Origin of the sequence: Streptomyces sp. NPDC020747 (assembly GCF_044334695.1) — a bacterium.
Lineage (GTDB): Bacteria > Actinomycetota > Actinomycetes > Streptomycetales > Streptomycetaceae > Streptomyces.
In genome coordinates this window covers 128,169-152,959 of sequence record NZ_JBIRTJ010000017.1, presented here as the reverse complement: position 1 = coordinate 152,959, position 24,791 = coordinate 128,169, and the positions used below count along the sequence as shown (strand labels likewise).

22 protein-coding genes are annotated in these 24,791 nt (G+C 70.7%); 9 read left to right on the top strand and 13 right to left on the bottom strand.

Going from position 1 to position 24,791, the window contains the following annotated elements:
- Positions 1-96: 96 nt before the first annotated feature.
- The 6 genes from ACH4YP_RS37040 to ACH4YP_RS37015 form a co-directional block, all read right to left on the bottom strand.
- Complete coding sequence (locus ACH4YP_RS37040) at positions 97-642, bottom strand: PaaI family thioesterase (protein WP_361065095.1); 546 nt, start codon at positions 640-642, stop codon at positions 97-99.
- Between the two features lie 16 nt (positions 643-658).
- On the bottom strand, positions 659-1,633 hold the full coding sequence (locus ACH4YP_RS37035; protein WP_361065096.1) for an LLM class flavin-dependent oxidoreductase: 975 nt from the start codon (positions 1,631-1,633) through the stop codon (positions 659-661).
- Entirely contained in the window at positions 1,630-4,248 is a 2,619-nt protein-coding gene (locus tag ACH4YP_RS37030) for a GNAT family N-acetyltransferase (RefSeq protein WP_398495321.1), read from the bottom strand. The genes ACH4YP_RS37035 and ACH4YP_RS37030 overlap by 4 nt, the downstream gene beginning before the upstream one ends.
- A 35-nt stretch (positions 4,249-4,283) precedes the next feature.
- The gene (locus ACH4YP_RS37025; RefSeq protein WP_361065099.1) at positions 4,284-5,363 is read right to left on the bottom strand and encodes an amidohydrolase family protein; all 1,080 of its coding nucleotides are present in this window, start codon (positions 5,361-5,363) and stop codon (positions 4,284-4,286) included.
- Between the two features lie 84 nt (positions 5,364-5,447).
- A complete protein-coding gene (locus tag ACH4YP_RS37020) occupies positions 5,448-6,410 on the bottom strand; it encodes an electron transfer flavoprotein subunit alpha/FixB family protein (protein WP_361065191.1) in 963 nt (320 codons plus the stop codon).
- Between the two features lie 63 nt (positions 6,411-6,473).
- Positions 6,474-7,235: an electron transfer flavoprotein subunit beta/FixA family protein gene (locus ACH4YP_RS37015; RefSeq protein ID WP_398495456.1), complete on the bottom strand. Its 762-nt coding sequence runs from the start codon at positions 7,233-7,235 to the stop codon at positions 6,474-6,476.
- 174 nt (positions 7,236-7,409) lie between these two features.
- On the opposite strand from ACH4YP_RS37015, the gene ACH4YP_RS37010 reads away from it, so the two are divergent.
- Genes ACH4YP_RS37010 through ACH4YP_RS36980 form a run of 7 tightly spaced genes read left to right on the top strand, consistent with a single transcriptional unit; the run spans position 7,410 to position 14,408 of the window.
- Entirely contained in the window at positions 7,410-8,735 is a 1,326-nt protein-coding gene (locus ACH4YP_RS37010; protein WP_398495319.1) for a phenylacetate--CoA ligase family protein, read from the top strand.
- Positions 8,735-9,469, top strand: a complete 735-nt coding sequence (locus ACH4YP_RS37005; protein WP_398495317.1) for a hypothetical protein — start codon at positions 8,735-8,737, stop codon at positions 9,467-9,469. Before ACH4YP_RS37010 ends, ACH4YP_RS37005 begins: the two co-directional genes overlap by 1 nt.
- A gap of 2 nt (positions 9,470-9,471) precedes the next feature.
- Positions 9,472-10,383 (top strand): SDR family oxidoreductase, encoded by a 912-nt coding sequence (locus ACH4YP_RS37000; RefSeq protein ID WP_361065106.1) that lies wholly within the window; start codon positions 9,472-9,474, stop codon positions 10,381-10,383.
- A 1-nt stretch (position 10,384) separates the two neighbouring features.
- The gene (locus tag ACH4YP_RS36995; RefSeq protein WP_398495315.1) at positions 10,385-10,888 is read left to right on the top strand and encodes a Zn-ribbon domain-containing OB-fold protein; all 504 of its coding nucleotides are present in this window, start codon (positions 10,385-10,387) and stop codon (positions 10,886-10,888) included.
- The gene (locus tag ACH4YP_RS36990; protein WP_361065111.1) at positions 10,885-12,033 is read left to right on the top strand and encodes a thiolase family protein; all 1,149 of its coding nucleotides are present in this window, start codon (positions 10,885-10,887) and stop codon (positions 12,031-12,033) included. Before ACH4YP_RS36995 ends, ACH4YP_RS36990 begins: the two co-directional genes overlap by 4 nt.
- An 18-nt stretch (positions 12,034-12,051) precedes the next feature.
- Positions 12,052-13,296 carry an acyl-CoA dehydrogenase family protein gene (locus ACH4YP_RS36985; RefSeq protein WP_398495313.1) on the top strand — a complete coding sequence of 415 codons (1,245 nt, stop codon included), beginning with the start codon at positions 12,052-12,054 and terminating at the stop codon, positions 13,294-13,296.
- A complete protein-coding gene (locus ACH4YP_RS36980) occupies positions 13,293-14,408 on the top strand; it encodes an acyl-CoA dehydrogenase family protein (protein WP_398495311.1) in 1,116 nt (371 codons plus the stop codon). The genes ACH4YP_RS36985 and ACH4YP_RS36980 overlap by 4 nt, the downstream gene beginning before the upstream one ends.
- Before the next feature lie 13 nt (positions 14,409-14,421).
- On the opposite strand, the gene ACH4YP_RS36975 is transcribed toward ACH4YP_RS36980, so the two are convergent.
- The 7 genes from ACH4YP_RS36975 to ACH4YP_RS36945 form a co-directional block, all read right to left on the bottom strand.
- Entirely contained in the window at positions 14,422-16,176 is a 1,755-nt protein-coding gene (locus ACH4YP_RS36975; protein WP_361065119.1) for a serine/threonine protein kinase, read from the bottom strand.
- 113 nt (positions 16,177-16,289) lie between these two features.
- Entirely contained in the window at positions 16,290-17,447 is a 1,158-nt protein-coding gene (locus ACH4YP_RS36970) for an acyl-CoA dehydrogenase family protein (RefSeq protein WP_398495309.1), read from the bottom strand.
- 82 nt (positions 17,448-17,529) lie between these two features.
- A complete protein-coding gene (locus ACH4YP_RS36965) occupies positions 17,530-18,066 on the bottom strand; it encodes a DoxX family protein (RefSeq protein ID WP_361065124.1) in 537 nt (178 codons plus the stop codon).
- Positions 18,063-18,974, bottom strand: coding sequence for an SDR family NAD(P)-dependent oxidoreductase (locus ACH4YP_RS36960; RefSeq protein ID WP_398495307.1), 912 nt, complete (start codon positions 18,972-18,974; stop codon positions 18,063-18,065). The genes ACH4YP_RS36965 and ACH4YP_RS36960 overlap by 4 nt, the downstream gene beginning before the upstream one ends.
- Positions 18,975-19,002: 28 nt before the next feature.
- The gene (locus tag ACH4YP_RS36955; protein ID WP_398495305.1) at positions 19,003-20,157 is read right to left on the bottom strand and encodes a CaiB/BaiF CoA transferase family protein; all 1,155 of its coding nucleotides are present in this window, start codon (positions 20,155-20,157) and stop codon (positions 19,003-19,005) included.
- 106 nt (positions 20,158-20,263) lie between these two features.
- The gene (locus ACH4YP_RS36950; protein ID WP_398495303.1) at positions 20,264-21,043 is read right to left on the bottom strand and encodes an enoyl-CoA hydratase/isomerase family protein; all 780 of its coding nucleotides are present in this window, start codon (positions 21,041-21,043) and stop codon (positions 20,264-20,266) included.
- 2 nt (positions 21,044-21,045) lie between these two features.
- Positions 21,046-21,801 carry an SDR family NAD(P)-dependent oxidoreductase gene (locus ACH4YP_RS36945; protein WP_398495301.1) on the bottom strand — a complete coding sequence of 252 codons (756 nt, stop codon included), beginning with the start codon at positions 21,799-21,801 and terminating at the stop codon, positions 21,046-21,048.
- Positions 21,802-21,886: 85 nt separating this feature from the next.
- Between ACH4YP_RS36945 and ACH4YP_RS36940 the strand changes: the two genes are divergently transcribed.
- Positions 21,887-23,029 (top strand): acyl-CoA dehydrogenase family protein, encoded by a 1,143-nt coding sequence (locus ACH4YP_RS36940; RefSeq protein ID WP_398495299.1) that lies wholly within the window; start codon positions 21,887-21,889, stop codon positions 23,027-23,029.
- Between the two features lie 159 nt (positions 23,030-23,188).
- Positions 23,189-24,790 (top strand): AMP-binding protein, encoded by a 1,602-nt coding sequence (locus ACH4YP_RS36935; RefSeq protein ID WP_398495297.1) that lies wholly within the window; start codon positions 23,189-23,191, stop codon positions 24,788-24,790.
- Position 24,791 lies beyond the last annotated feature (1 nt).

Sequence of the window (24,791 nt, the reverse complement as noted above, 5' to 3'; positions counted from 1 at the left end):
CACACTTGGTTCTCGGCTGCGGATTCGCCCACAGCGTCCGTCCTTGGCAGGGGCCGTCGGTCTCACCGGCCCGCGGCATGCACTGCCGGCGGACGGTCACCGCTGTTCGGCGTCCCCGCCCTGTCCGGCCAGCCACTGCGCGTGCCGCGCGTAGTGGCGGTGGTCGCGTGTCACCCAGACTCCGGAGGCGCGGGCCAGTACGGCTCCGCCCGGCGACAGTGTCATCTCGCCCGCGATGTACCAGCGTGAGCCCTCCCGCCGGTCGGCCCACACCCGCAGCTCCAGGGGCCGTTCCACCGGCACCGGCTTGACGAAGCTCACCGTCAGCTCGGCCGTCACGCTCATCACGCCGTGCAGCAACGGGAGATGGCCGAGGCAGTCGTCCAGGACCGCTGCCGTCCAGCCGCCATGAGCGACATCGGGGCCGCCCTCGTGGGAACGCGGACAGCTCAGCTCGAACCTCGCCACACCGTCCTCGTCGAGCCGTTCGCGCTCCACGCCGAGCCGGCAGGAACCGAGGACGCGGCACCCGCCGCAGAGGGTCACGCCCCCGGCGGTCCGGGGCGGCTCCGGCAGGCCCGAGGCCGCCCAGTGCCCGTTCGGCGTCGGCGCGTCGGTCTCTCCGGTTCCCGTCGTCGGCATGGCGGAACTCCTCGTGTCAGACATCGGCAAGCAGCGGGCGCAGCTTCCCGGCGATGAGCTGGACCTGGCGGGCGACCATCTCCTCGGGCATCCCGGCCAGCGAGGCCCACAGGAACACCCCTTCGACCGGCAGGCCGGCCACGTACTCCTTGATGGCGTCGGCGGTGTCCTGCGGTGTGCCGTACAGGAACTGACCGACGCCGGTCGCGCTCAGCCCCGTCTCCCGCCACTTCTCGGGGTTGATCGGACGGGGGGCGGGCTGGTCGGTCCCCTCCACCATGTACCGGCGGTAGCTGTCCCACTGGTAGGAGAGATGCTTGCGGACGACCGGCCAGTCGCCCTCCGGGTCCTCGGTGACGAACGTGGTGAACGAACCCTGCATCCGGCCCTTCGACACGTCGTAGCCGCTCTCGGCGAGCCCTTCCCGGTACGGCTCCAGCAGCGCGGGGTTGAGCGAGAGCAGCCCGGTGCCCAGCCTGCCTGCCCGGCGGGCGCCCTGAGGGCCCTGGTAGCCGAGCCAGATCGGCAGCGGGTCCTGGACCGGGCCGGGGGTGACCAGCGACTCGGCCCACAGGCCACGGATCTCCCGCACCCGCTGGTCGGTCGTGGAGTAGCGCTTGGTCAAGTCGGCGTCGTACAGCCGGTATTCGGGCACGCGGTAGCCCGTGCCGAGCCCGAGGTCCAGGCGGCCGTCGCTGATGATGTCCACGAGCGCGGCCTGTTCGGCGAGCTCGGGGGCCGCGTGCAGCGGGGCGGGGATGACCGCGGTACCGAGGCGGATCCGCTTCGTGCGGGCCGCGACGGCGGCCGCCATGGTGAGCGGCTGCGGGAGGTAGCCGTCCTCGAAGCCGTGGTGTTCGGAGAACCAGACCGAGTCGATGCCGAGCCGGTCCGCCTCCTCGCACATCTCCAGGGCGAATCCGTAGACCCGGGACCAACTCTGCTTCCAGGGCGGGGGATTGCGCATGTCGAAGTAGATGCCAACCTTCACGAGGGGTCACCTTTCCTTGTTTCGTCAGCGAGCCGGATCGTCGCGCGGGTGACGGCGACCCCGTCCCCGGGCGGCAGCAGCCGTATCGGACGCAGCTCCATCGCCTCGATCTCGGGCAGGTCCTCGACCATCGCGGAGATCCGCAGGACGGTCTCCTCCAGCGCCGCGAGGTCCACGCCCGGGCCGCCCACCCTGCCGTCCAGCAGCGGAGCCGCCCGCAGCGAGCGGACCATCTCCCGGGCGTCCCGGTCGCTGAGCGGGGTCACCCGGTGGGCCACGTCCGCCATCAGGTCGGCGTAGTCCCCGGTGAGGCCGAAGGCCACCACCGGGCCGAACACCGGGTCGGCGCCGACGGAGAGGAACGCGTCCGGGCCGGAGCCCGGTTCGGTGTCCCGTACGGCGATCCCGTACGAGTCCAGCAACTCGGCGGCGATACGCGCCGGTACGGGCCCGGGAGCGCGGCCGGCGAGCAGCGACCTGGCCCGGTCGGTGTCGACTCCGGGGAGATCCGGGATGACACCGGCGGGCGTACTGCGCCACGCCTGATAGGCCGCCGCGTGCCCGAGCGAGGCCGCCGCCGACTCGGGGAACGTGTAGGTGGGGACGACGAGTTCGCCCCGGTGGAGGAGATCGGCGACGCCCGCGCCGCCCAGGAAACTCGCCACCACCGGTTTGGAGGGCGCGGCCGCGGCCGCGTCGAGGATCGCTGCCGCGACCTCGTCCGGCTTGTCCGCCAGCGGGGGCATGAACAGGACGATGGCGGCGTCGATCCCGTCATCTGCCAGTACGTCGTCGAGTGCCTGCCGGTAGTGCGCGGCGGTCGCCATGGGCGTGAGGTCGACCGGGTTGGCGACCTCCGCCCCGGGACCGAGGGCCGCGCGGAGCGTCTCCCGGGTGCGCTCGCCGAGCGGGGGCACGCGCAGGCCGCTCGCCGCGCAGGCTCCGACGGTCAGTGCGGCGGGGCCGCCCGCGTTGGTGATCACGGCGACCCTGTTGCCGGGCGGGGGAGGCTGGTGGGCGAGCAGGAGCGCCGCGTCGAACAGCTCCTGGAGGCTGCGCGTACGGATCACCCCGGACTGGGCGAACAGTGAACTCACGGCCGAGTCCGACGGACCTGCCGGATCCGCATGCCCTGCCGGGTCCGCACGACCTGCTTGATCCGCAGGCCCAGCCGAATCCGCTCGACGTCCCGGGCCCCCTCGATGTCCTGGGCCTCCTGGAACGTCCGAGTCCACCTGGCCCGTCGCGTGCGCGTGACCCGGGTGGACCGCGATGATCGGCTTGCGCGGCGCGACCCGGCGGGCGATGCGGGCGAACCGGCGTGGATTGCCGAAGGTCTCGACGTGCAGCAGGATCACCGAGGTCTCCGGGTCCTCCTCCCACCACTGGAGCAGGTCGTTGGTGGACACGTCCACGGCATGGCCCACCGACACGAACCCGGAGAAGCCGAGCCGCAGCCGCCGGGCGAAGTCGAGTACCGCGAGCCCCAGCGGCCCGGACTGGCTGGACATCGCCACCCGGCCGGGCGTGGGCAGGGCGGGCGAGAAGGTCGCGGCCAGCCTCGCCGAGGGCGTCGTGTTGACCACGCCCATGCAGTTCGGGCCCACCAGCCGCATCCCGGAGGCGCGGGCGAACCGGGACAACTCCAGCTCGGTCGACCGTCCGGCCGCACCGGTCTCCCCGAAGCCGGTGGAGACGACGACCACCGCCTTGACGCCTGCCTCCGCACACTCCCGTACGACATCGGGCACCGCCTCGGCCCGTACCGCGATCAGCGCCAGGTCCGGCGGCTCGGGCAGCTCCCGGACGCTCGGATACGCCCGGGCTCCCGCGACCTGCTCGGCCCGTGGATTGACGGGGAACACGCTGCCGCGGAAACCGCCTCGCAGCAGGTTGGCCACGATCTCGTGGCCGATCGTCAGGGGGCGCCGGTTGGCGCCGATCACCGCGACCGACCGGGGTTCGAGCAGGGGGCGCAGGGAGCGTCGTACGGCCGTGTGCTCGCGGCGCTCGGCCCGGGCGACCGCCTGGGCCTGCGGGTCGACGGCGATGTCGAAGTGGATGATCTGGCCGGGCGGCCCGGACTCGACCCGGTAGCCGGAGCCGAGGAACACGTTGATCATGCGGGTGTTGTCGGCGAGGACGTCGGCCTTGAGGACCCGGATGCCCCGGGCGCGGGCGGCAGCGGCGATGTGCTCCAGCAGCAGCCTGCCGAATCCCTCGCTCTGGTCGTCGTCCCGGATGGTGAAGGTGACCTCCGCGTGGTCGGGGTCCTCGGCGTCCCGGACGTAGCGCACCAGGCCGGCGATCTCGTCGCCGGCCAGCGCGACGAGCGCCAGCTCGTTGAGGTAGTCCACGTACGCGCCGCGCCGGATCACGTCGTCGCGCGCCCGGATCACCGGGCCGAGCGAGCGGTAGGCCAGGGTCGCCCGCGACAGGCCGCCGACGAAGGCGACCAGGCGGTCGGCGTCCTCCGGCCGGATGGGCCGGACGAAGGTCGACCGCCCGGTCCTGACGAGACCGGGCTGTTCCAGGTCCTCTGGATACGCGGGCTGTTCCAGGTCATCGGGATGCGCGGGCCGTTCCAGGTCCTCTGGATGCGGGGGAGTGGTCACTGTCTCGTCCGGAGTCCTCGCGCCGCCGACGCCGCTCAGACGGCCGCCTCCTGGGGAGTCTGCTCGGGCAGACGGAACAGTTCGTTGAAGGTGCCGCGCGTGACGCGCTCGCGGATCTCGTCGGACACACCGTCGAACAGCTCGTGCAGTGTGGACTGCGTGTGACCGTACGTGCCTTCCAGGTGCGGGTAGTCGTCGCCCCACATCACATTGCGGTAGCCCGTCGACTCGACGATCTCCACCGAGCTCTTGTCGTGCTGGAAGGAGGCGTACACCTGCTGCCTGATGATCTCGCTGGGCAGCCGGCTCAGCTTCGGCCGTACGAACATGCCGTGCTGGCGGTAGGCCTCGTCCATCCGGTCGCCGATGGCCGGCACCCAGCCGGCGCCGCCCTCCGCGATGAGGATCTTGAGGTCGGGGTGACGGTCCAGGGCACCGCCCGCGACCATGTGCGAGACGACGCGCATGCCCGGGTAGGTCGTCTCCATGTAGTTGACGACGGCCCCGCCCGGTCCGCGGAAGACGACGTTCTCGCCGCCGGTGCCGATGTGGAAGCCGAGTACGACGCCGGCCCGCTCGGCCGCGGTCCACAGCGGCTCCCACAGGTCGAGGGCGTACTCCTCACCTGGCCGCGTGGAGCACGGCAGGAAGATCGACTGGAAGCCCATCTCCGCGACCCGCTCGACCTCGGCGACCGCGTCCTCGACGTTGGTCGTCGAGACGCAGGCGGGGGTGATGATGCGCTTCTGCTTCCCGAGGACCTCGGAGTGAGCCCAGTCGTTCCAGGCCCGCACGGTCTCCCGGGCGAGCTCCCGCTCGGTGATCGAGCACAGCCAGAACCCCATGGAGGGGAAGGCGAGTTGGCCCCAGACGCCCTCCTGGTCCAGGTCCTTGAGCCGGACGTCGAGGTCGCGGGCGCCCGGCGGTCGCATGGCGTCCATGAAGTCGTTCAGCTGGCGGTCGATGCGCTCGCCGTCGATGTAGAGCACTTCGTACTTGTCGCCGCGCTCGCTGCGCGGCGCACGGTCGGCGAGGCGCGGCGGCAGCGCCTTGATCCAGAGGTCGTCGGGTTCCATCACGTGGGAGTCCCCCGAGTTGACCCAGATCTTCGTCATGGCGCTCCTTCGGGTCAATGGATGCAATCAGTTAGCGATTTTAATCGTATCGGCCTCCGGGTGGAAGGCCGGGAGGGGTGGAGATCAGCTTCGGCGCCGCTCGATCTCCTCCACCAGCTGCGGGAGCACCTGGAAGAGGTCTCCCACGACGCCGTAGTCGGCCAGCTCGAAGATGGGGGCGTCCTGGTCCTTGTTGACCGCGACGATGGTCTTGGAGGTCTGCATACCCGCGCGGTGCTGGATCGCCCCCGAGATGCCGGCGGCGAGGTAGAGCTGCGGGGAGACCTGGGTGCCCGTCTGGCCGACCTGGTGGCTGTGCGGGTACCAGCCCGCGTCCACGGCGGCGCGGGATGCGCCGACGGCCGCGCCCAGGGTGTCGGCGACGCGCTCGATGACCGCGAAGTTCTCGGCGCCGTTCACGCCGCGGCCACCGGAGACCACGATGTCGGCCTCGGTCAGCTCGGGCCGGTCGCCACGTTCCCGCGGCGAGCGGGACAGGACCTTGGCGGTGGCGGAGGCGGGGCCGAACGTGACGTCCCACTTCTCGACCTCGGGCGTGACGGGGGACGGCTCGGGGGCCGCGGCGTTCGGCTTGACCGTGATCACCGGAATGCCCTGGGTGACATGGGCCGTCACCTGGTACGTCGCCGCGAACGCGGACTGCTCGGTGGCCGGGCCGTCGTCGCCGGCGACGACATCGACGGCGTCCGTGATCAGCCCCGACTCCAGGCGGAGCGCGACCCGCGCGGCGGTCTCCTTGCCGTCCGGGTTCGAGGGCAGCAGGATCGCCGCCGGGTCGGTGCTCCCGGCGATCTGGGTGAGCGCGTCCACGGCCGGGGTGACGAGGAGCTCGTCGACCTCGGGGGCGTCCACGACGTAGACCTTGTGCGCGCCGTACCGGCCGAGCGCCTCGGTCGCGGAGTCCGCGTCCCGTCCGAGGAAGACCGCCGACGGTTCGCCCAACCGGCGTGCCAGGGTGAGTAGTTCGAGGGTCGGCTTGCGTACGACGCCGTCGGTGTGATCGACGAGTACGAGGATCTCGGCCACGGTGCTGTACTCCTCCTGCTGGAACGGTTCCGGGATGGTGGATGGGGGCGGTGCGGTAGATGGTCAGGCGAACTTCTTGGTGGTGAGGAACGCGGCCAGTCCGGCGCCGCCCGTACCGTCGTCGGCGACGATCTCCCCCTTGGAGCGCGGCGGGCGCCTGGTCGCGGTGTCCACGGCCGACCGCGCGCCGGCCCGGCCCACCTGCCCGGCGTCGATGCCGAGGTCGGCGAGGTCGAGGGTCTCCAGGGGCTTCTTCTTCGCGGCCATGATCCCCTTGAAGGAGGGGTAGCGGGCGTCGCCGGAACGGTCGGTCACCGACACGACGGCGGGAAGCGTGCCCTGGACCCGGACGGTCGCGGAATCTCCCTCGCGGCGGCCGGAGACCGTGCCGTCCTCGACCGTCAGCTCCTCGACATGGGTGACGGCCGGGACCCCGAGTCGTTCGGCAAGCAGCGCCGGTACGACGCCCATGGTGCCGTCCGTCGAGGCCATCCCGCACAGGACGAGGTCGAAGCCGTGCCGTTCGATCGCCCTGGCCAGCACGAGTGAGGTGCCGAAGGCGTCGCTGCCCTCGATGTCCTCGTCGCTCACGTGCGTCGCCGAGTCGCCGCCCATGGCGAGCGCCTTGCGCAGGGCGTCCTTCGCGTCGTCGGGGCCGATGGTGAGGTAGCTGATCTCGGCGTCGACACCCGACTCGACGATCCGCAGGGCCTGCTCGACGGCGTACTCGTCGAGTTCGGACAGCAGGGAGTCGACCGACTCGCGGTCGGTGCTCCCCTCCTCGGTGAAGGTGCGGTCCGCCGTGGCGTCGGGCACGTGCTTCACGCAGACAACGATCTTCACAGGGCTCTCTCCGTGCTCTCCCGAAGGTCTAATGGGTGCTAATAGTTAACTATATGGATCGCGGTAGCGCGAGAGTCTCCGGAGAATCAGTCGAATTGGTTGACTGATTGCGCTGATAGTTGGAAGATCTGGGCAGCCGAGCCGCGAGGAGGCGCCATGGGCGGTGACAGGGACACCGGGGACAGGTATTTCGAGCCACAGGTGGAGACCATGCCCCGCGACCAGCTGCGGGCCCGGCAGGAAGAACGGGTGCTGGAACTCGTCGAGTACGCCTACGGCAACTCCGCCTTCTACCGCGAGCTCTGGGACGAGCACGGGGTGCACCCACGTGACATCCGCTCCCTGGAGGACTTCCGGGCGCGCATACCGTTCATCACCAAGGACATGGTGCGCGCCCACCGGGCCCGTACCGGAGATCCCTTCGGCGGTCTGCTCTGCGTGCCCGTCGAAGAACTGACCTCCGTCTCCTCCAGCTCCGGCACCACCGGAGACCCGGAGTTCTTCGCCGAGATCTGGGAGGACGCGCCGCCCCTGGTCACCGCGCAGGTGCGGGACCTCTGGGAGCTCGGCCTCAGGCCCGGGGACCGGGTGCTGAGCCCGCCCGGCACCTTCCGCAACCTCATGGACCCCGGCTACCAGGCGCTCGGCGCCGTGGTGATCGAGGTGGACACCTGGCTGGGGAAGATGCACGAGGTCGTCGAGGCCCTGCGCACCTACCGGCCGGCCTACCTGCAGATGATGTATCCGCAGATGGTGGAGCTGGAGCACCTCGCCGAGACGACGGATCTCAAGGAGGCGTTCTCCTCCCTCAAGGGCGCCTCGTGCGCCGGACAGCCCCTCAGCCGCAAGATGCGCGAGCGGATCCGCGACGACTGGGGCATCGACGTCTACGAGTACACCAGCGCGGCCGACACCGGCACCGCCTGGGAGTGCCGGGAGCACGACGGCTTCCACCTCTGGGAGGACACCGTCTTCGCGGAGTGCGTCGAGGTCGACGAACAGGGCGGATGGCGTGACGTGCCGGAGACGGACCTCGGCGAACTGGTCGCCACCGACCTGGACAACCGGGCCGCCCCACTGATCCGTTACCGCAGCGAGGACCTCGTACGACTCTCGGGGGACCGCTGCGGCTGCGGGCGCACCCACGCCCGGATGTGGGTGGCCGGGCGACGCGGTGACGAGACGCTGGTCCATGGCCGTTCCGTGGTCCTGCGGGACATCTGGCTGGCGGTGGAGGACCAGCCGGAGACCGTGGCCGGGGTGTTCCAGATCGTCCGGGACCGCCGCGAGGTCGACGAACTGCGCCTGCGCGTCGGCTACGACCCCCGTCTCACCGCGGATGTCGACGCCCTGGCAGGGCGGCTCGGCGAGGCCGTGCGTGAGCGGACCGGAGTCAAGCCGGTGCTCGACATGCGCACCGAGGAGGACCTGTTGAAGACCATGACCAGCGTCGCCAAGTTCCCCCGGGTGGTGAAGAGTTGATGGCGCGCGCCGACACCCTGGCCCGCGCCAGGACGCTCGACCGGCCCGAACTGGCCTACCTCGTACGCTTCCCCACCGCCGACGGCGTGCGGGACATGGAGCTGACCTGGGCGGAACTCGCCCGCGACACCGACTGGGTGACCGCACGGCTCCGGGAACACGGACTGACCGCCGGGCAGCGGGCGCTGCTGACCACCTCCGGCTTCGAGGGTTTCTGGGGGCGCGCGGTGATCGGCGCCCTGCGCGAACTGAAGGTCACTTACGGCATCGCCGAGGCGATGGGCTGGGACCATCGCCGTACCTCGGTCTTCCACCGCGAACTGGATCCGCACGCGGTGATCGGCCTGTCGGCGGAGACCCTGGAAGGTCTCGCCGGGGCGGCTGACCTGGGCGAGATGTTCCGCTCGACGTCCGTCGTACTGGCCCGGCCCGCGGCCGTGCCGATGCTCCGCGGGGTGGGCGTGTCCGCCTCCCTGATCTCCGCCGTGGGACCGGCTCTCGCGCTGGAGTGCCCCGAGCGATGCGGCGCGCACGTCAACGGCGCCGAATGGCGGGTCGACGAGCGTGAGGACGGACAACTGTCCGTCGCGGCGGGGGAGGGGCGTGCCTCGCCGCTCCCCGAGACACCGCTCGGCATCGCGGGCCGCGTCGTCACCGGCAGGTGCGCCTGCGGCAGCGAGGACCCGCGCGTACTGCTCGGCGATGCCGACTCACCGTATTCAGCAAGGAGTTGAGGATGTCCGAAGGAGTGGTCGACGGCCGTGTCGTGGTCGTCACCGGGGCCGGCAACGGGATCGGCAGGGCGCACGCCCTGGCGTTCGCCGCGCACGGCGCGAAGGTAGTGGTCAACGACCTCGGCGGTGCACGCGACGGAGGGGGCGCCTCGGCCGGGCCCGCCCAGACCGTGGCCGACGAGATCGTCGCGGCCGGCGGCGAGGCGGTGGCCAACACGGACGACATCTCCACCTGGGAGGGCGCCGGCCGGCTCGTCCAGCAGGCCGTGGACACCTACGGCGGCCTCGACGTGCTGGTCAACAACGCCGGCATCCTCCGCGACCGGATGATCGTGTCGATGACCGAGCAGGACTGGGACAGCGTGCTCGCCGTCCATCTCAAGGGCAGCTTCGCGACCCTGCACCACGCGGCCGCGTACTGGCGGGGACGGGCCAAGTCCGGTCACGACAACGACGCCCGGGTGATCAACACGACGTCCCCGTCCGGCATCTTCGGCAACCCGGGCCAGTCCAACTACGGCTCTGCCAAGGCCGGTATCGCGAGCCTCACCGTCATCGCCGCGGCCGAACTCGCCCGCTACGGCGTGACGGTGAACGCCATCGCGCCCACCGCGCTCACCCGGCTGACCGAGGACATCGAGATGATGAAGCGGGCCGCCGAGAGCGAGGACCTGACCCCGGAGGCCATCTCGCCACTCGTCGTGTGGCTGGGTTCGGCGGCGTCGCGCGAGGTCACCGGCAGGGTGTTCGGCGTCGTCGGCAACCGGATCACCGTACTGGAGGGCTGGGTCAACGGCCCCGGCGCGAGTGCCGAGACCCGGTGGACGCCGGAGGAGCTGTCTTCCGTCGTCCCGAACCTGGTTGCCAAGGCCGCCCCGAACGCCGACGCCCTCGGCAACCGGAACGGGGCGTGACATGACGACAACGCAACGACCGGTCGCCGAGGGCCTGTTCACCTGGCCGCCCTCCGCATCCGAACCCCTCCGGCTCATCGGCTCCGAGTGCACGGCGTGCGGTCTCGTGAGTTTCCCGGCGGCCTCGGACTGTGTCAGGTGCGCGAGCGACGAGTCGAAGACACGGCTGCTCGCGGACCGCGGGACGCTGTGGACGTACACGACCCAGAACTTCCGCCCGCCGTCCCCGCCGTATGACGGCCCCGAAGCCTTCGAGCCGTACGCGGTCGGTTACGTCGAACTCGCCGGCGAGCTGCTGGTCGAGGCCCGTCTCACCGAGCCCGACCCGGAGAAGCTGCGGATCGGTCAGGACATGCGGCTGACGCTCGTGCCCTACGCCGTGCGGGACGACGGCACCGAGGTCATGACGTTTGCTTTCGCCCCGGTCGAAGAGTCCACCGCGGTCGAAGAATCCACTTCTGTCGAGGAGTTCGCCCAGGCAGATCCCGTAGAGGAGGCGTCATGACCGAGGCCGTCATCATCGGGGTGGGGCTGCACCCCTTCGGCCGGTTTCCCGGCAAGCCCGCCATGGACATGGGCGCGGACGCCGTACGGCTGGCGCTCGCCGACGCGGGTGTGACCTGGCCGCAGATCCAGGGCGGTTACGTCGGCAGCTTCGAGGTCGCGAACCCGGACGCGATCGTCGGCAAGCTGGGCCTGACCGGAGTTCCCTTGCGCGGCGTGTTCAACGGCTGCGCAACGGCCGGTACGGCGGTGGCCCTTGCCGCCCGGGCCATCGAGACCGGCGAGCACGACCTGACCATCGCCATCGGCCTGGACAAGCACCCGCGCGGCGCGTTCGCCGCGGACCCCTCCGTGGCCGGCATCCCCTCCTGGTACGGGCAGACCGGGCTCTTCCTCACCACCCACTTCTTCGGCATGAAGATCAACCGCTATATGCACGACCACGGCATCTCCCACGAGACGCTCGCGCGCGTGGCGTCGAAGAACTTCCGCAACGCGGCCGGAAACGAGAAGGCCTGGCGCCGAACCCCCCTCACACCGGAGGAGATCCTCGCCTCCCCGGTCCTCAACTACCCACTCCGCCAGTACATGTACTGCGGCCCCGACGAGGGAGCCGCGGCCCTCGTGCTGTGCCGCGCCGACCAGGCCCACAAGTACACCTCCACGCCCGTACGGGTCCGGTCCACGTCACTGCGCAGCCGCAGGCTCGGCGCCTTCGAGGTGCAGAGCCCGTCGTTCCCCGTCGGAGAGCCCGTGGTCAGCCCGACCGTGGAGGCCGCCCGCGAGGCGTACGAACGGGCCGGCATCGGACCCGAGGACGTCGACGTCGCCCAGCTCCAGGACACCGACGCCGGGTCGGAGATCATCCACATGGCGGAGAACGGCCTCTGCAAGGACGGCGAACAGGAACGCCTCATCGCCGAGGGCGCCACCGAGATCGGCGGCCGGCTACCGGTCAACACCGACGGCGGCCTCCTCGGCAACGGCGAGCCCATCGGGGCCTCCGGGCTGCGCCAGATCCACGAGATCGTGCTCCAGTTGCGCGGCACGGCGGGCACCCGGCAGATCCCCGGCACGCCACGTGTCGGCTACACCCACCTGTACGGCGCGCCGGGCGTGTCCGCGGTAACGATCCTCTCGACCTGAGAGCGCAAGGGACCCCCGATGGAACATGACATGCAGGACTTCGCCGCCGAAGCGCGCCGCTTCCTCGACGCCCACGCGCCGAAGGCCCCCGACCGCAGTGCCTTCAGCTGGGGGGAGGGCGACGACTCGATGGCGTACTTCAGCAGCCTTCCGCCAGAGGAGGAGCGGGAGCACGTGCGACGGGCGCGGGACTGGCAGCGGATCCGCCACGAGAACGGCTTCGGCTGGATCACCGGACCGCCCGAGTACGGCGGCCGCGGCCTCACCCCCGTACACGACCTGCTCTACGACGCCGTCGAGTCCGAGTACGACGTCGCGGACACCGGCACGCTGAGCGTGATCGGCCTGGGCATGATCGGCCCGACGATCCTCGCCCACGCCCAACCAGGCATCAAGGACCGCTGGTTGCCCGCGATGTACCGCGGGGACGCCATCGCCTGCCAGCTGTTCAGCGAGCCCGGCGCGGGATCGGACCTGGCGAGCGTGGCGACGAAGGCCGTGCGTGAAGGCGACAGCTGGGTGCTCAACGGGCAGAAGGTGTGGACGTCCGTCGCCCAGCACAGCCAGATCGGCCTCGCGCTGGCCCGTACGAACCCGGACGCGCCCAAGCACCGCGGCATCACCGCCTTCCTGGTCCCCATGGACGCCCCCGGTGTCGAGGTCCGGCCGCTCAGGCAGATGACCGGCGGCGCGGACTTCAACGAGGTGTTCCTCACCGACGTACGCGTCCCCGACGACCACCGCCTGGGCGAGATCGACGGCGGCTGGACCGTCGCCCTGACCACCCTGATGAACGAGCGTGCGACGGTCGGCAGCGAGGGCGCGGGCCCGGTGGCCGCGGCCCTTTCCCCGGACCGGCTCTCGGCACTGATGCGCGCCACCTGGACCTGGGACGACCGCGCCCTGCGCGCCCGCCTCGCCGAACTCCTCGTGGACGCCATGGCCACCGAACACCTCAACACGCGAGCCCTGCGCAAACTCCGCGGCGGCGTCGCACCGGGCCCCGAGATGTCCGTCTCGAAGCTGATGTACGGTCAGAACCTCACCAGGGCCGCCCACTTCGTCTCCGACGTCCTCGGCCCGCGCGTGATCGCCGACACCGGCAGGTGGGGCACGTACGCCTGGTCCGAACTCCTCCTGGCCACACCGGCGTTGCGCATCCTCGGCGGCACCGAGGAGATCATGAAGAACATCCTCGCGGAACGCGTCCTCGGCCTGCCCAAGGAACCGCCGATCGCCACGACCAAGGAGGCGCGGTCGTGACCGCCGACGAGAACGAACTGCGCGAACTGCGCGCCTCTGTACGGGAGTTCCTCGAAGCCAAGTCACCCGAGGAAGCCGTGCGCAAGCTCATGGAGAGCGAACCGCGCTTCGACCCGGCGGTGTGGGCACAGGCCGCCGGCCAACTGCGGCTGCCGGGACTGGTGATCCCGGAGGAGTACGGCGGTGACGGCTTCGGCCCGGTCGAACTCGGTGTCGTACTGGAGGAGATGGGCCGCGCCCTGCTGTGCGCGCCGTTCTTCGCCACCGTCGTCCTGGCCGCCCAGGCCCTGCTGGCCTCGGGCGACAGCGAGGCCTGCGCACGTCATCTCCCCGGCATCGCCTCCGGCCGCACCACGGCCACCCTCGCGGTCGCCGAGGACAGCGGTTCCTGGGACCCCGCCCTGATCTCCGCACGCGCCGTGCCGGACGGGGACGGCGCCTGGCGACTGAGCGGCCGCAAGTCCTTCGTCATCGACGGCACGACGGCCGATCTGCTCCTCGTCGTCGCCCGTACCGTCGCCGGCCCCTCGCTGTTCGCCGTCGACCGGCAGGCGACGGGGTTGGAGACCGAACCGATGGAGACCCTGGACGCCACCCGGGCGATGGCCCGGCTGACGTTCGACGGCGTACCCGCGACTCTTGTCGGCCCGGACGGGGCGGGCGGGCGCGTCATGGCCAAGGTCCTGGACATCGCCACGGTCGCACTGGCCGCCGAGCAGGCGGGCGGGGCCCGCAGGTGTCTGGAGACGAGCGCCGAATACGCCCGTACGCGGCATCAGTTCGGCCGGCCGATCGGTTCCTTCCAGGCCGTCAAGCACAAGTGCGCGGACATGCTCGTCCAGGTGGAACTGGCCGAGGCAGCGTCCCGTGAGGCTGCGCGGTCGGCTGCCGAGGGTGCACCCGACTTCCCGGTCGCCGCCGCCGTCGCCCACGCGTGCTGCTCACGGGCCTATGTGTTCGCGGCCATGGAGAACATCCAGGTCCATGGCGGAATCGGCTTCACCTGGGAGCACCCCGCCCACCTGTACTTCCGGCGGGCCAAGTCCTCACAACTGCTCTTCGGCGGCCCGGCGGTGTACCACGAGCGGCTGCTGGACCGCCTCGGCATCTGAGGCCGACGAGACGTCAGGACCAGTTCCAGGACTGGTTGACGCTGCCCGCGCAGCCCCAGGCCTGCACCTTCTGACCGTCCTGGCCGGAGGTCTCGGCCTCCGCGTCCAGGCAGAACCCGTCCGGGACGCTGATCAGTGTTCCGCCGCCACCGAGCCGCCACAGCTGGGCGCTCTGTCCGTCGCAGTTCCTGGCCCGGATCTTCTGGCCGTTCCGGCCCGTCATGCCGGCGTCTGCGTCCAGGCAGAGGTGGTTGCCCTGATTGACGACGAGGTACTGGGGGTCGTGACCGGACACCTGGTACAGCGCCCACTTCTGCGTGGCCGCGCCCTTGCACCCCCACACCTGTACGTCCGGTCCACGGGTGTCGAGGCACCTGGCGACCGACGCGCCGTTGACGTTCTGGGTCACGGTGACCGAGCCGGCCCGGACCGGCGCGGGTGACGTGCTGTGCCCGTCCGGTGTCGCGGACTCATGTGTGGCCACCGGACTGGACGACTTCTCTGCCGACTGGTCGTCCGCCTTCGACTTCGAAGGAGCGGGTGTGGATGCCTCCTGTGAACTGCTGGGCGTCGAGGCCGAACTGTCCGTCTCGGCCGATGACGTCGGCGCCTCAGGGGCGGCCGATGCCGGGGCGTCGCCCTGCCGCAGCATCGCCGCGGTGACACCCCCGGCGACCAGGACGGCTGCCACGGCGGCGGCGCCCCACATCAGCTTTCTGCGCTTCCCGGACGCGGGCGCGGCAGGAGAGCCGGCCGCGGCGGAGCCGGCGGACGGAGCCCCGGGCGGCACGGACGCAAGAGCGGCGGGCCGCGTTTCGCGCAGAGGTGTCCTCTTCGGCGCGCGGGGAGGTCGCCCGGCCGGAGCGGGCAGTTGATGCCCGATGGCGGTCCTGAACACCGTCTCCGGTGACGGTCGCCGCTTCGGGTCCTTGTCCAGACAGGTGCGCACGAACGCGCCGAGCTCCGCATCGGCGGCGGTCACCTTGTCGAGCACCTCGTCCCGCGGCGGATCGAACGCCACGCTGTGCAGGACGTCGACCCCCGTACCCTCGCCGAACGGTGCCTGACCCGCCACGGCGTAGGTGAGGGCCGAGGCGAGCGAGAAGATGTCGGAGGCGGCCGTCACCTCTACGCCTCTGACATGCTCCGGGGACATGAAGGCGGGGGTTCCCACATGCTGGCCCGTGACGGTGATCGTGGTGTCGCCGGTGGTGGCCTGGACGACACCGAAGTCGATGACGCGGGCACCGTCGGCAGCGAGGATCACATTGGACGGCTTGAGGTCACGATGGACGAGCCCCGCGCGCCAGATGGCCTCGACGGCACGTCCCATGTCGGCCAGCAGCCGCCAGGCCGTCGTCGCGTCGATCGGCCCGCGCGCGGTGACGACTTCGTCGAGGGTCGGCCCCGGGACGTACTCGGTGGCGACCCACACCAGGTCCTCGTCGAAGCCACTGCCCAACAGCCTTACGATGTGCGCCCCCTGGACGCGGTCCAGTGCACCGACCTCGCGCTCGAATCGCTTGCGGAACTGGGGGTCCTCCGCGTATTCGGGCCGGATCACCTTGACGGCGGCCATTCCCGTCCTGCCGACGGTGTCCCGGCCCAGATAGACCCGGCCCATCCCGCCGCTGCCCAGCCGCGACACCAGTACATAGGGGCCGACCCGGGCGGGGTCGCTCTTCCGCAGCGGGACCGGCGCCGGCGGGTCCATGCCGACCGACGCGTAGGCGAGCGCGACGGACCGGCTCAGCTGGGGGTCTGACATGTGGATCCTGGTCTCTCGCGTGACATGTGCGACGTGCGCGCCGTGCGCGACTGGCGTCGGTCAACGGGAGAGTATCCCAACATGCTTGCGAAAAAGGCGAGTTGGTGTTCGATTCAACCTTGTGTCGCCTTTCCCAGCAGCGCCTTCGCGATGATCACCTGCTGAACCTGGCTCGTGCCCTCGTAGATACGGAACAGCCGGGCGTCGCGGTAGAAGCGCTCGACGGCGACCCCGCGCATATAGCCCGCGCCGCCGTGGATCTGCACCGCGCGGTCCGCGACCCGCCACACCATCTCGCTGGCGAAGTACTTCGTGCAGGACGGGCCGATCTTGGTGTCCGTACCGGCGTCGAAGGCGCGGGCGGCCTCCAGGACCGTGGCGCGTCCGGCGTAGTAGTCGGTCATCGAGTCGGCGACCAGGCCCTGGACCAGCTGGAAGGAGCCGATCAGCTTGCCGGACTGGCGGCGGGTGCCGGCGTACTCGACCGACTCGTGGACCAGCCGCTCGGCCATGCCCACACAGAGCGCCGAGATGTGCACCCTGCCGTGCGCGATGCAGCCCATCGCCGTGCCGAAGCCCCGGTTCAGGCCGCCCTCGCCACCGACGAGCGCGGAGGCCGGTACGCGTACGTCGTCGAAGAACACGTCCGCCGTCCAGGCGCCGAACTGGCCCATCTTGTGGTCCTTCGGAGCCACGGTGAGGCCCGGCGTACCGGCCGGGACCAGGAACGTGGAGATCCCACGGGTGCGCGGTGCGTCGGGATCGGTGCGGGCGAAGACCATGAAGACGTCGGCGAGCGGGGCGTTGGTGATGTACCGCTTGGCCCCGTTGATCACCCACTCGTCGCCTTCCAGATGGGCGCGCGTGGTCAGCGTCGACGGGTCGGACCCGGCCTCGGGCTCGGTGAGCGCGAACGACGCCAGTACGTCACCCGAGGCGATCTTCGGCAGCCACTCGGCCTTCTGCTCCTCCGTGCCGCCGACCATGAGGACATGACCCGCGATGCCGTTGTTGGTCCCGAACATCGACCGCAGGGACGGGGTCGTGTAGCCCAGCTCGAACATGAGCTGGGCCTCCTCGTACATCGACAGCCCCAGCCCGCCGTAGTCCTCGGGCAGCGCGAAGCCGAACAGGCCCATCTTCTTGGCCGCCTCGCGGATGTCCGCGGGCATCTCGTCCTTCTCGTCGATCTCCGCCTCCAGCGGCACGACTCGTTCCCGGACGAAACGCCGGACCTCGGACAGCACCGCGCTGAAGTCAGCCGCGTCCATGTCGACTCCCTGATAGTCCTGATAGCTATGGTGGTTCTGATAGCGCTGGTAGTTCTGATAGTGCTGATGGCCCTGGTTGTAATCAGTGATCTGTTTGTGTCTCGTCCGGCTTCCGCTCCGGCCGGTAACACATGGCCAGCAGCGCCGCCGCGCTCGCCGTGCCGATTCCCGCGGCCAGCAACGCGGGCCCCGCGCCCGCGTGTTGGCGTCGCAGCAGCCCGTCGAGCGAGTACCTGCCGTTGCCCAGCGCCGCCAGCGCGACGGCGGCGCCGCCCACGACACCGGCGTACTCCCAGCCGCCCCTGAAGACGAAGAAGCCCTTGTCACGGTGGTCGGTCCGGGCCGCCACGGCCATCAGGCCGACGGCTGCCGCCGCCGGGAGGGGGTTGGCCGCACCCAGGGTGATGCCCACGCCCGCCGCCATCTCGGTCCCGGCGGCCATCCGGGCGTGCACCTCGGGCGGCCTCAGGCCGAGCGCCTCGAACCAGCCCGTCGTGCCCTTGAGCCCGCCAGGACCGGCGACCTTGTTCCAGCCGTGCGCGAAGAGCATCGGGCCCAGCGTCGCGCGCAGCACGAGAGCGGCGACGTCGTGGCCGCCCGCGCTGCCCCGGGCCTTCACTGGCCCACTCCGGTGGCGCGGCCGGCGGGGGCGACCCCGTACAACTGCGGTACGGCGTCGACGAGTTCGTCGTACGTGAGAGCCTGGCCCGACTGGCTGGGATGGACGCCGGCGACGGTCCAGCCCTGCAGTCGGTTCAGCCGGTTGCCCTCGATGCGCAGGACCTGGCCGGTCAGCCAGGCCGAGCTGTCGGAGGCCAGGTAGACGACGACACCGGAGGCGTTGGCGGGATCGCGTGGATCGAAGCCGTCGACCGCCTGGAGGGACGCACCGACGTCCAGCCCGTCCGTCATCCGCGTGGCCGCGATCGGCGAAACGGCGTTCGCGGTGACCCCGTACCGGCGCATCTCCAGGGCGGTCAGGACGGTGAGCCCGGCTATCCCGGCCTTCGCCGCGCCGTAGTTGGACTGGCCCTGGTTGCCGAACAGGCCGGTCCCGGACGTCGTGTTGATCACGCGGCCGGCGACACGCTCCCCCCGCTTCGACGCCTCGCGCCAGTACGCGCAGGCGTGCCGGGTCAGTGCGAAGGTGCCTTTGAGATGAACGGCGATCACCGAGTCGAACTCGGCCTCGCTCATCGAGAACAGCATGCGGTCGCGCACGATCCCCGCGTTGTTCACGACGATGTCGAGGCGGCCGAACTCCGCGACGGTGTCCGCGACCATGGTCTCGGTCGCCGCCCAGTCCGTCACCGAGCAGTGGTTGGCGACCGCCCGGCCGCCGAGCTTGGTGATCTCGGCGACGACCTCGTCGGCGGGGGAGTCACCGGTCTGTTCACCGTGGATGCCCGAGCCGAGATCGTTCACCACCACGCTCGCGCCGGCCTCGGCGAGCGCCAGGCAGTGCGCCCGGCCCAGCCCTCTCCCACCGCCGGTGACGATGGCGACCTTGTCGTCGAGGATGCCCACGACGTACCTCCTGAGCAGATCTGTCGGGTCAGTTGAGTTCGCGGAGTACTTCGTCGGTGTGCTCGCCGAGCGTCGGCGCGCCTCCGCGTGGCTTGTCGTCGACGCCCCAGAACGCGACGGGTGTCGCCACCGTCCGCAGCATCGGGGCGTCACCCATGCCGGGCTGTTCGACGAACGCCCCGACCGCTTCCGCCTGCGGATCGGCCGACACCTCCGCCAGGGTCTGCACGGGCGCCCACCACACGCCCTCGGCGTCGAACCGCTCCGCCCACTCGTCCAGCGGACGCCGCGCGAACTCCTCGTCGAACAAGGCGATCAGCTCGCGTACGTGGCCACGCCGGGCTTTGCCGGTCGCGAACCGCTCGTCCGTCGCGAGGTCCTCGCGGCCCAGCGCCTTGACGACACCGGGCCAGTGGCGGTTGCCCTCCAGGCCGACCAGCCAGAACCAGCGGTCGTCGGCGGCCCGGTAGGAGTTGTAGAGCGGGGACTCGTGCTCGGTGCGGTGACGGGTACGCCCGCGCTTGCCGAAGAAGTTCTGCAGGGCGAGGTCGTTGCCGTTGGCATACGTGCCGGAGCGGAGCAGTGACACGTCGACCACGCCGCCCTCGCCCGTACTCCCGCGCCGCAGCAACGCGGCGAGGACGCCCGCGACCAGGTTCGAGGCGGCCGTACGGTCGCCGAGGCCGGGGCGGATGCCGGGCGGCGGCTCACCGGCCGGGTTGAGCATGGCGGCGATGCCGGGCCGGGCCCAGAAGGCGGAGACGTCGTACCCGGCCCGGTCGCGCTCGGCGCCCGCCCAGCCGTAGCCCGTCAATGTGCCTATGACCAGGCGGGGATGGCGTACCCGCAGCTCGTCCGGTGCCAGGCCCAGGCGCTCCAGGGCGCCGGGGCGGAGGTTGGTGACGAAGACGTCGGCGCGCTCCAGCAGCCGCTCCAGCGCGTCCTTGCCGTCGTCCGACCGCAGGTCGAGGACGATGCCGCGCTTGCCGCGGTTGTCGGTCTCGAACGGGGGCGCGCTGTCGATGTCCTGGCCGACGTGCCGCAGGGTGTACCGGTTGGGGTCACCGGTCGGAGCCTCCACCTTCACCACGTCGGCGCCCCAGTCGGCGAGCATGGTGGCAGCGGCGGGTGCCGCCACCCACATGCCCAGCTCGACGACGGCAATGCCCTCCAGTGGCCGCACGGTCCACCACCTCCATACCGGTTCGGATCAGTCGGGATCAGTCGGGGTCTGTCATGGTCTGGCAGGGGTCTACCAGGGGTCTACCAGGGGTTTTCGAGAACGCTCGCTACCTGCCGCGGAACTCTCCCGGGCGGCGCTCGCGGAAGGCCTTGAGTCCCTCGGCCCGGTCCTCGGTGGAGAACAGCACCGAGACGGTCTCGCGCTCGTACGCGATCGCTGTCTCCAGGTCCATGCCGAGCCCGTGGTCGATCAGCCGCTTGCCCGCCGCGAGTGCCAGAGGTGCGCCGGCCGCGAGCGTGGCGGCCAAGGCCTCGGCGGCGGCGAGTGCTCCGCCGCGCTCGGCCAGTTCGTTGACCAGACCGAGCTGCCAGGCCCGCTCCGCGTCGATCGGTTCGCCGGTGAGGATCATCTGCCTGGCGATCGCGGGAGGCAGCAGTCGCGGCAGCCGCTGTGTGCCGCCCGCGCCCGGCAGAACGCCGAGCTTCATCTCGGGCAGACCGAGCCGCGCACCCCGCTCCACCACCCGCAGGTCGCAGGCGAGCGCCAGTTCCAGCCCGCCGCCGAAGGCGAACCCGTGGACGGCCGCGACCGAGGGCTTGGGGAACTCCTCCACAAGCGCGTACACCTCGGTCAGGCGCCCCACGAAGGCACGGAACTGCCCGGGTTTCGTGAACGACTCGATCTCGCTGATGTCGGCCCCGGCCGAGAAGGCGCGGCCCGCTCCCGTCAGGACCAGGGCGCGTACGTCGTCGTTGTCGCGTACGTCGCTGAGTGCCTGTGCGAGCCGGTCGACGGTCTCGGAGCCGATCGCATTGAGCTGTCCGGGCCGGTCCAGGGTCAACACGGCGAGTTTGTCGCGGAGTTCGACATGCAGCACGGTGTTCACCCTCAGACCATCGTGAGGCCGCCGCTGACCGAGAGCGTCTGCCCGGTCATGTAGGCGGCGTCGTCGGACGCGAGGAAGGCCACCACACCGGCGATCTCGCCGGGCTGGGCGACGCGGCGCAGCGGGATCGCCCGCACGGTCGCGTCGTACATCTTCTGGCTGTACTCGGCGACCTGGCCGAGCAGCGCGGTGTCGGTCGGTCCCGGGCAGACGCTGTTCACGGTGATGCCGTGCCGGGCGACCTCGCGGGCCAGCGCCTTGCCGAAGGCGATGACCCCGCCCTTCGTCGCGGAGTACACCACCTCGCCGGACGAGCCGACCCGGCCGGCGTCCGAGGCGATCAGGACGACCCGGCCGCCCCCGCGCTCGGTCATCGAGTCGAGCACGGCCCTGGTCATGGTGAGGGTGCCCCGCAGATTGACCGCGATGATCCGGTCCCAGGTCTCCTCGGCGCTGTCGACGAAGCGGCCGATGACATCGACGGCCGCGTTGTTGACCAGGATGTCCACCGGGCCGAGCTCGGCGGTCACCCGCTCCACGGCCGAGCGCACGGCCACACCGTCGGAGATGTCCACGCCGACGCCCGTCGCCCGGACGGAATGCCGTTCGGCGAGTTGGGCCGCGACCTTCACGGCTGCCTCCTGGTCCAGGTCGCAGACGGCGACCGAGGCTCCCTGAGCGGCGAGCCGGTCGGCGATCGCCTCGCCGATGCCGCGCCCCGCTCCGGTGACGAGCGCCACCTTGTCCCGTACGCTCACGCGCCCTCCCTCGCCCAGATGCCGATACAGCGCTATCGTATAACTACTTCAGCTAAATAAGCGAGATGCCTGAGTGGAGTCGAGTATGCGCCGTACGATCTTCGCCGCGGAGCACGAGCTGTTCCGGGACACCGCCCGCACCTTCTACCTGCGGGAATGCGCCCCGAACACCGAGCAGTGGGAGCAGGACGGCCAGGTGAGCCGGGCCGCGTGGGCGGCCGCGGGCAAGGCCGGGCTCATCGGCTGGCAGTTCCCGGAGGAGTACGGCGGGCAGGGGATCTGGGACTTCCGCTACAACGCCATCATGGCGGAGGAGATGGCGGCCACCAGCTCGGTCGGCATCGGGCTCGGGCTGCAGAACGACGTGATCCCGCCCTATCTGATGCACCTCACCACCCCGGAACAGAAGGCCCGTTGGCTGCCCGGGGTCGTGAGCGGCGAGATCATCTGCGCGCTCGCGCTGTCCGAGCCGTCCGCCGGGTCCGACCTCAAGGGCATCCGCACCACCGCCCGCCGGGACGGCGACGAATGGGTGATCGACGGGTCCAAGACCTTCATCACCAACGGCATCCTGGCCGACCTGGTCATCGTCGCCTGCAAGACCGACCCGGACGCCGGACACAAGGGCATCAGCCTGATCGTCGTCGAGCGCGGCACCGATGGCTTCGAACGCGGGCGCAAGCTCGACAAGGTCGGGATGAAGGCCCAGGACACCGCCGAGCTGTTCTTCCATGACGTCCGCGTCCCCGCCGAGAACCTCATCGGGCAGGAGGGGCGCGGTTTCTACCACATGATGGGCAACCTGCCGACCGAGCGGCTGGCCATCGCCGTCTCCTCGCTCGCCGCGGCCGAGCGGGCCTACGCGCTGGCGCTGGAGTACGCCAAGACCCGTACGGCCTTCGGGCAGCCGATCGGGGAGTTCCAGGCGAACCGGTTCGCCCTCGCCGACATCAAGGCCAAGCTGGGCGTCGCCCGGGTCTACGTGGACGGCTGCATCATGGCCCTCTTCCAGGGCGAGCTGACCCCCGAAGAGGCGGCCGCGGCCAAGTACTGGACCTCGGAGACCGGCTGGGAGGTCATCGACCGCTGTATGCAGCTCTTCGGCGGCTACGGGTACGTCAATGAGTACGAGATCGCGCGCATCTGGCGGGACAGCCGGGTGCAGCGGGTGTTCGGCGGCACCTCGGAGATCATGCAGGAGATCATCGGGCGCTCGCTCGGACTGTGAACAAGTGGGGTCGGCCCGCTCCAGTCATTGACTACCTTGGCTAAATAGGTTAGCTATTTAACCTGGATGCGCGGACGGCGCCGGACGGTTTCAAGGAGGCGTTTGGTGAGGGCGTGGGCATCGGCCGTGTCTGACGATTTCTCATTTTCTGGAGCCAGCATGCATCACGCCCGCCGCCTGACACTCGGCGACATCATCCGCGAGCACCGAAGGTCCTTCCCCGACGGCGTCGCCCTCGTGGACGGCGAAGTCCGGCTGACCTGGCCCGAGTTGGACGAGCGCACCAACCGGCTCGCCCACGCCCTCACGGATGCCGGGGTCGGCCCGGGCGACCGCATCCTGTGGCTGGGGCAGAACTCGTTCCGGATCTGGGAGCTGCTGGGAGCCGCCGCGAAGGTCGGCGCCATGGTCTGTCCCGGGTACTGGCGGTGGGCCGCTCCCGAAATGGCGTTCGCGGTCGAGGACTTCGACCCCAAGGTCGTCGTCTGGCAGGACGAGGAGATCGGTGACACGGTCGGCAAGGCGCGAGCCGAACTGGGCAGCGACCACCGGGCGTTGTGGCTGCGGCACGACACCAAGGGCGCTGCGGGCGTCGCGAGCGCAGCGACCCCTGACTCGTACGAGACCTTTCTGGCCTCCGGATCGCCCGAGGACCCGTCCATCGACGTCGATCCGGACTCCGCGCTCCTGGTCATCTACACCGCCGCGATCACCGGACGGCAGTCCGGCTCGATGCTCTCGCACCGCAACCTGCTCGCCATGGGCGCGAGCAGCGCCTGGATGGGCGACATCGGCCGGGAGACCGCGTTCCTCGGCGCCGGACCGATGTTCCACATCGGCAACTACCAGTTCTGGGGTGTCCCGGCCTTCGTCCACGGCGGCAAGAACGTCATCGTCCGCCGCGTGATCGCCGAGGAACTGCTCCCGCTGCTGGCGGAGGAGCAGTGCACCCACGCGTATCTGATGCCTCCGACCATCGCGCAGCTCGTCGCCCTGAACCGCGAGGCGGGCCACGACCTCTCCCACCTGCGGGCCAGTGTCGCCGCCCCCCTCTGGCAGGGCACCGTGCCCACGGACCAGAGCCGCTTCACCCGCAACGGCGGTGGCGAAGGCCGTGGCTACGGGCAGACCGAGGTGACCGGGTTCGCCGTGACCGGCGCCCACGGCGGCGCGGGCACCGGCAACGCGGGACGACCGGGGCCCTTCGGCGCCGTACGCATCCTGGACAGCACCGGCAAGGAGTGCGCGATCGGCGAGGCCGGCGAGATCTGCGTCCGCGGCGACCTCGTGCACCTCGGCTACTGGAACCGGCCGGAGATCAACGAGGAGCGCTTCCGCTTCGGCTGGTGGCACACCACCGACCTCGGACGGCGTGAGCCCGACGGCACGATCAGCTTCCTCGGGACGACGACCCGCATGCTCAAGTCGGCCGCCGAGAACATCTTCCCCGCCGAGGTGGAGAACTGCGTCGAGACCCATCCCGCGGTGAAGGAGGCCGCCGTGATCGGCGTGCCCAACGAACGCTGGGCCCAGGACGTCAAGGCCGTCGTGGTGCTCCAGGAAGGCGCCGACCCGGTCACGGCCGCGGACATCGTCGAGCACTGCCGGTCGCGCATCGCCTCGTACAAGAAGCCGAAGACGGTGGAGTTCGTCGAGGCGCTGCCTCGTACCAAGGATTTCGCCAAGGACTACGAGGCACTCGACGAGCGGTTCGGCGGTGGCGGCTATCCCGGCGGCGACACGCTGGGCGCGGGGCGGTGAC

Excerpts from the sequence above, each read along its gene's own strand:
- ACH4YP_RS36985 (WP_398495313.1), top strand. The coding sequence starts at position 12,052 with ATGGAACATGACATGCAGGACTTCGCCGCCGAAGCGCGCCGCTTCCTC.
- ACH4YP_RS36995 (WP_398495315.1), top strand. The coding sequence starts at position 10,385 with ATGACGACAACGCAACGACCGGTCGCCGAGGGCCTGTTCACCTGGCCG.
- ACH4YP_RS36970 (WP_398495309.1), bottom strand. The coding sequence starts at position 17,447 with ATGGACGCGGCTGACTTCAGCGCGGTGCTGTCCGAGGTCCGGCGTTTC.
- ACH4YP_RS37025 (WP_361065099.1), bottom strand. The coding sequence starts at position 5,363 with ATGACGAAGATCTGGGTCAACTCGGGGGACTCCCACGTGATGGAACCC.
- ACH4YP_RS37040 (WP_361065095.1), bottom strand. The coding sequence starts at position 642 with ATGCCGACGACGGGAACCGGAGAGACCGACGCGCCGACGCCGAACGGG.
- ACH4YP_RS37010 (WP_398495319.1), top strand. The coding sequence starts at position 7,410 with ATGGGCGGTGACAGGGACACCGGGGACAGGTATTTCGAGCCACAGGTG.
- ACH4YP_RS36990 (WP_361065111.1), top strand. The coding sequence starts at position 10,885 with ATGACCGAGGCCGTCATCATCGGGGTGGGGCTGCACCCCTTCGGCCGG.
- ACH4YP_RS36935 (WP_398495297.1), top strand. The coding sequence starts at position 23,189 with ATGCATCACGCCCGCCGCCTGACACTCGGCGACATCATCCGCGAGCAC.
- ACH4YP_RS37005 (WP_398495317.1), top strand. The coding sequence starts at position 8,735 with ATGGCGCGCGCCGACACCCTGGCCCGCGCCAGGACGCTCGACCGGCCC.
- ACH4YP_RS36940 (WP_398495299.1), top strand. The coding sequence starts at position 21,887 with ATGCGCCGTACGATCTTCGCCGCGGAGCACGAGCTGTTCCGGGACACC.
- ACH4YP_RS37000 (WP_361065106.1), top strand. The coding sequence starts at position 9,472 with ATGTCCGAAGGAGTGGTCGACGGCCGTGTCGTGGTCGTCACCGGGGCC.
- ACH4YP_RS36975 (WP_361065119.1), bottom strand. The coding sequence starts at position 16,176 with ATGTCAGACCCCCAGCTGAGCCGGTCCGTCGCGCTCGCCTACGCGTCG.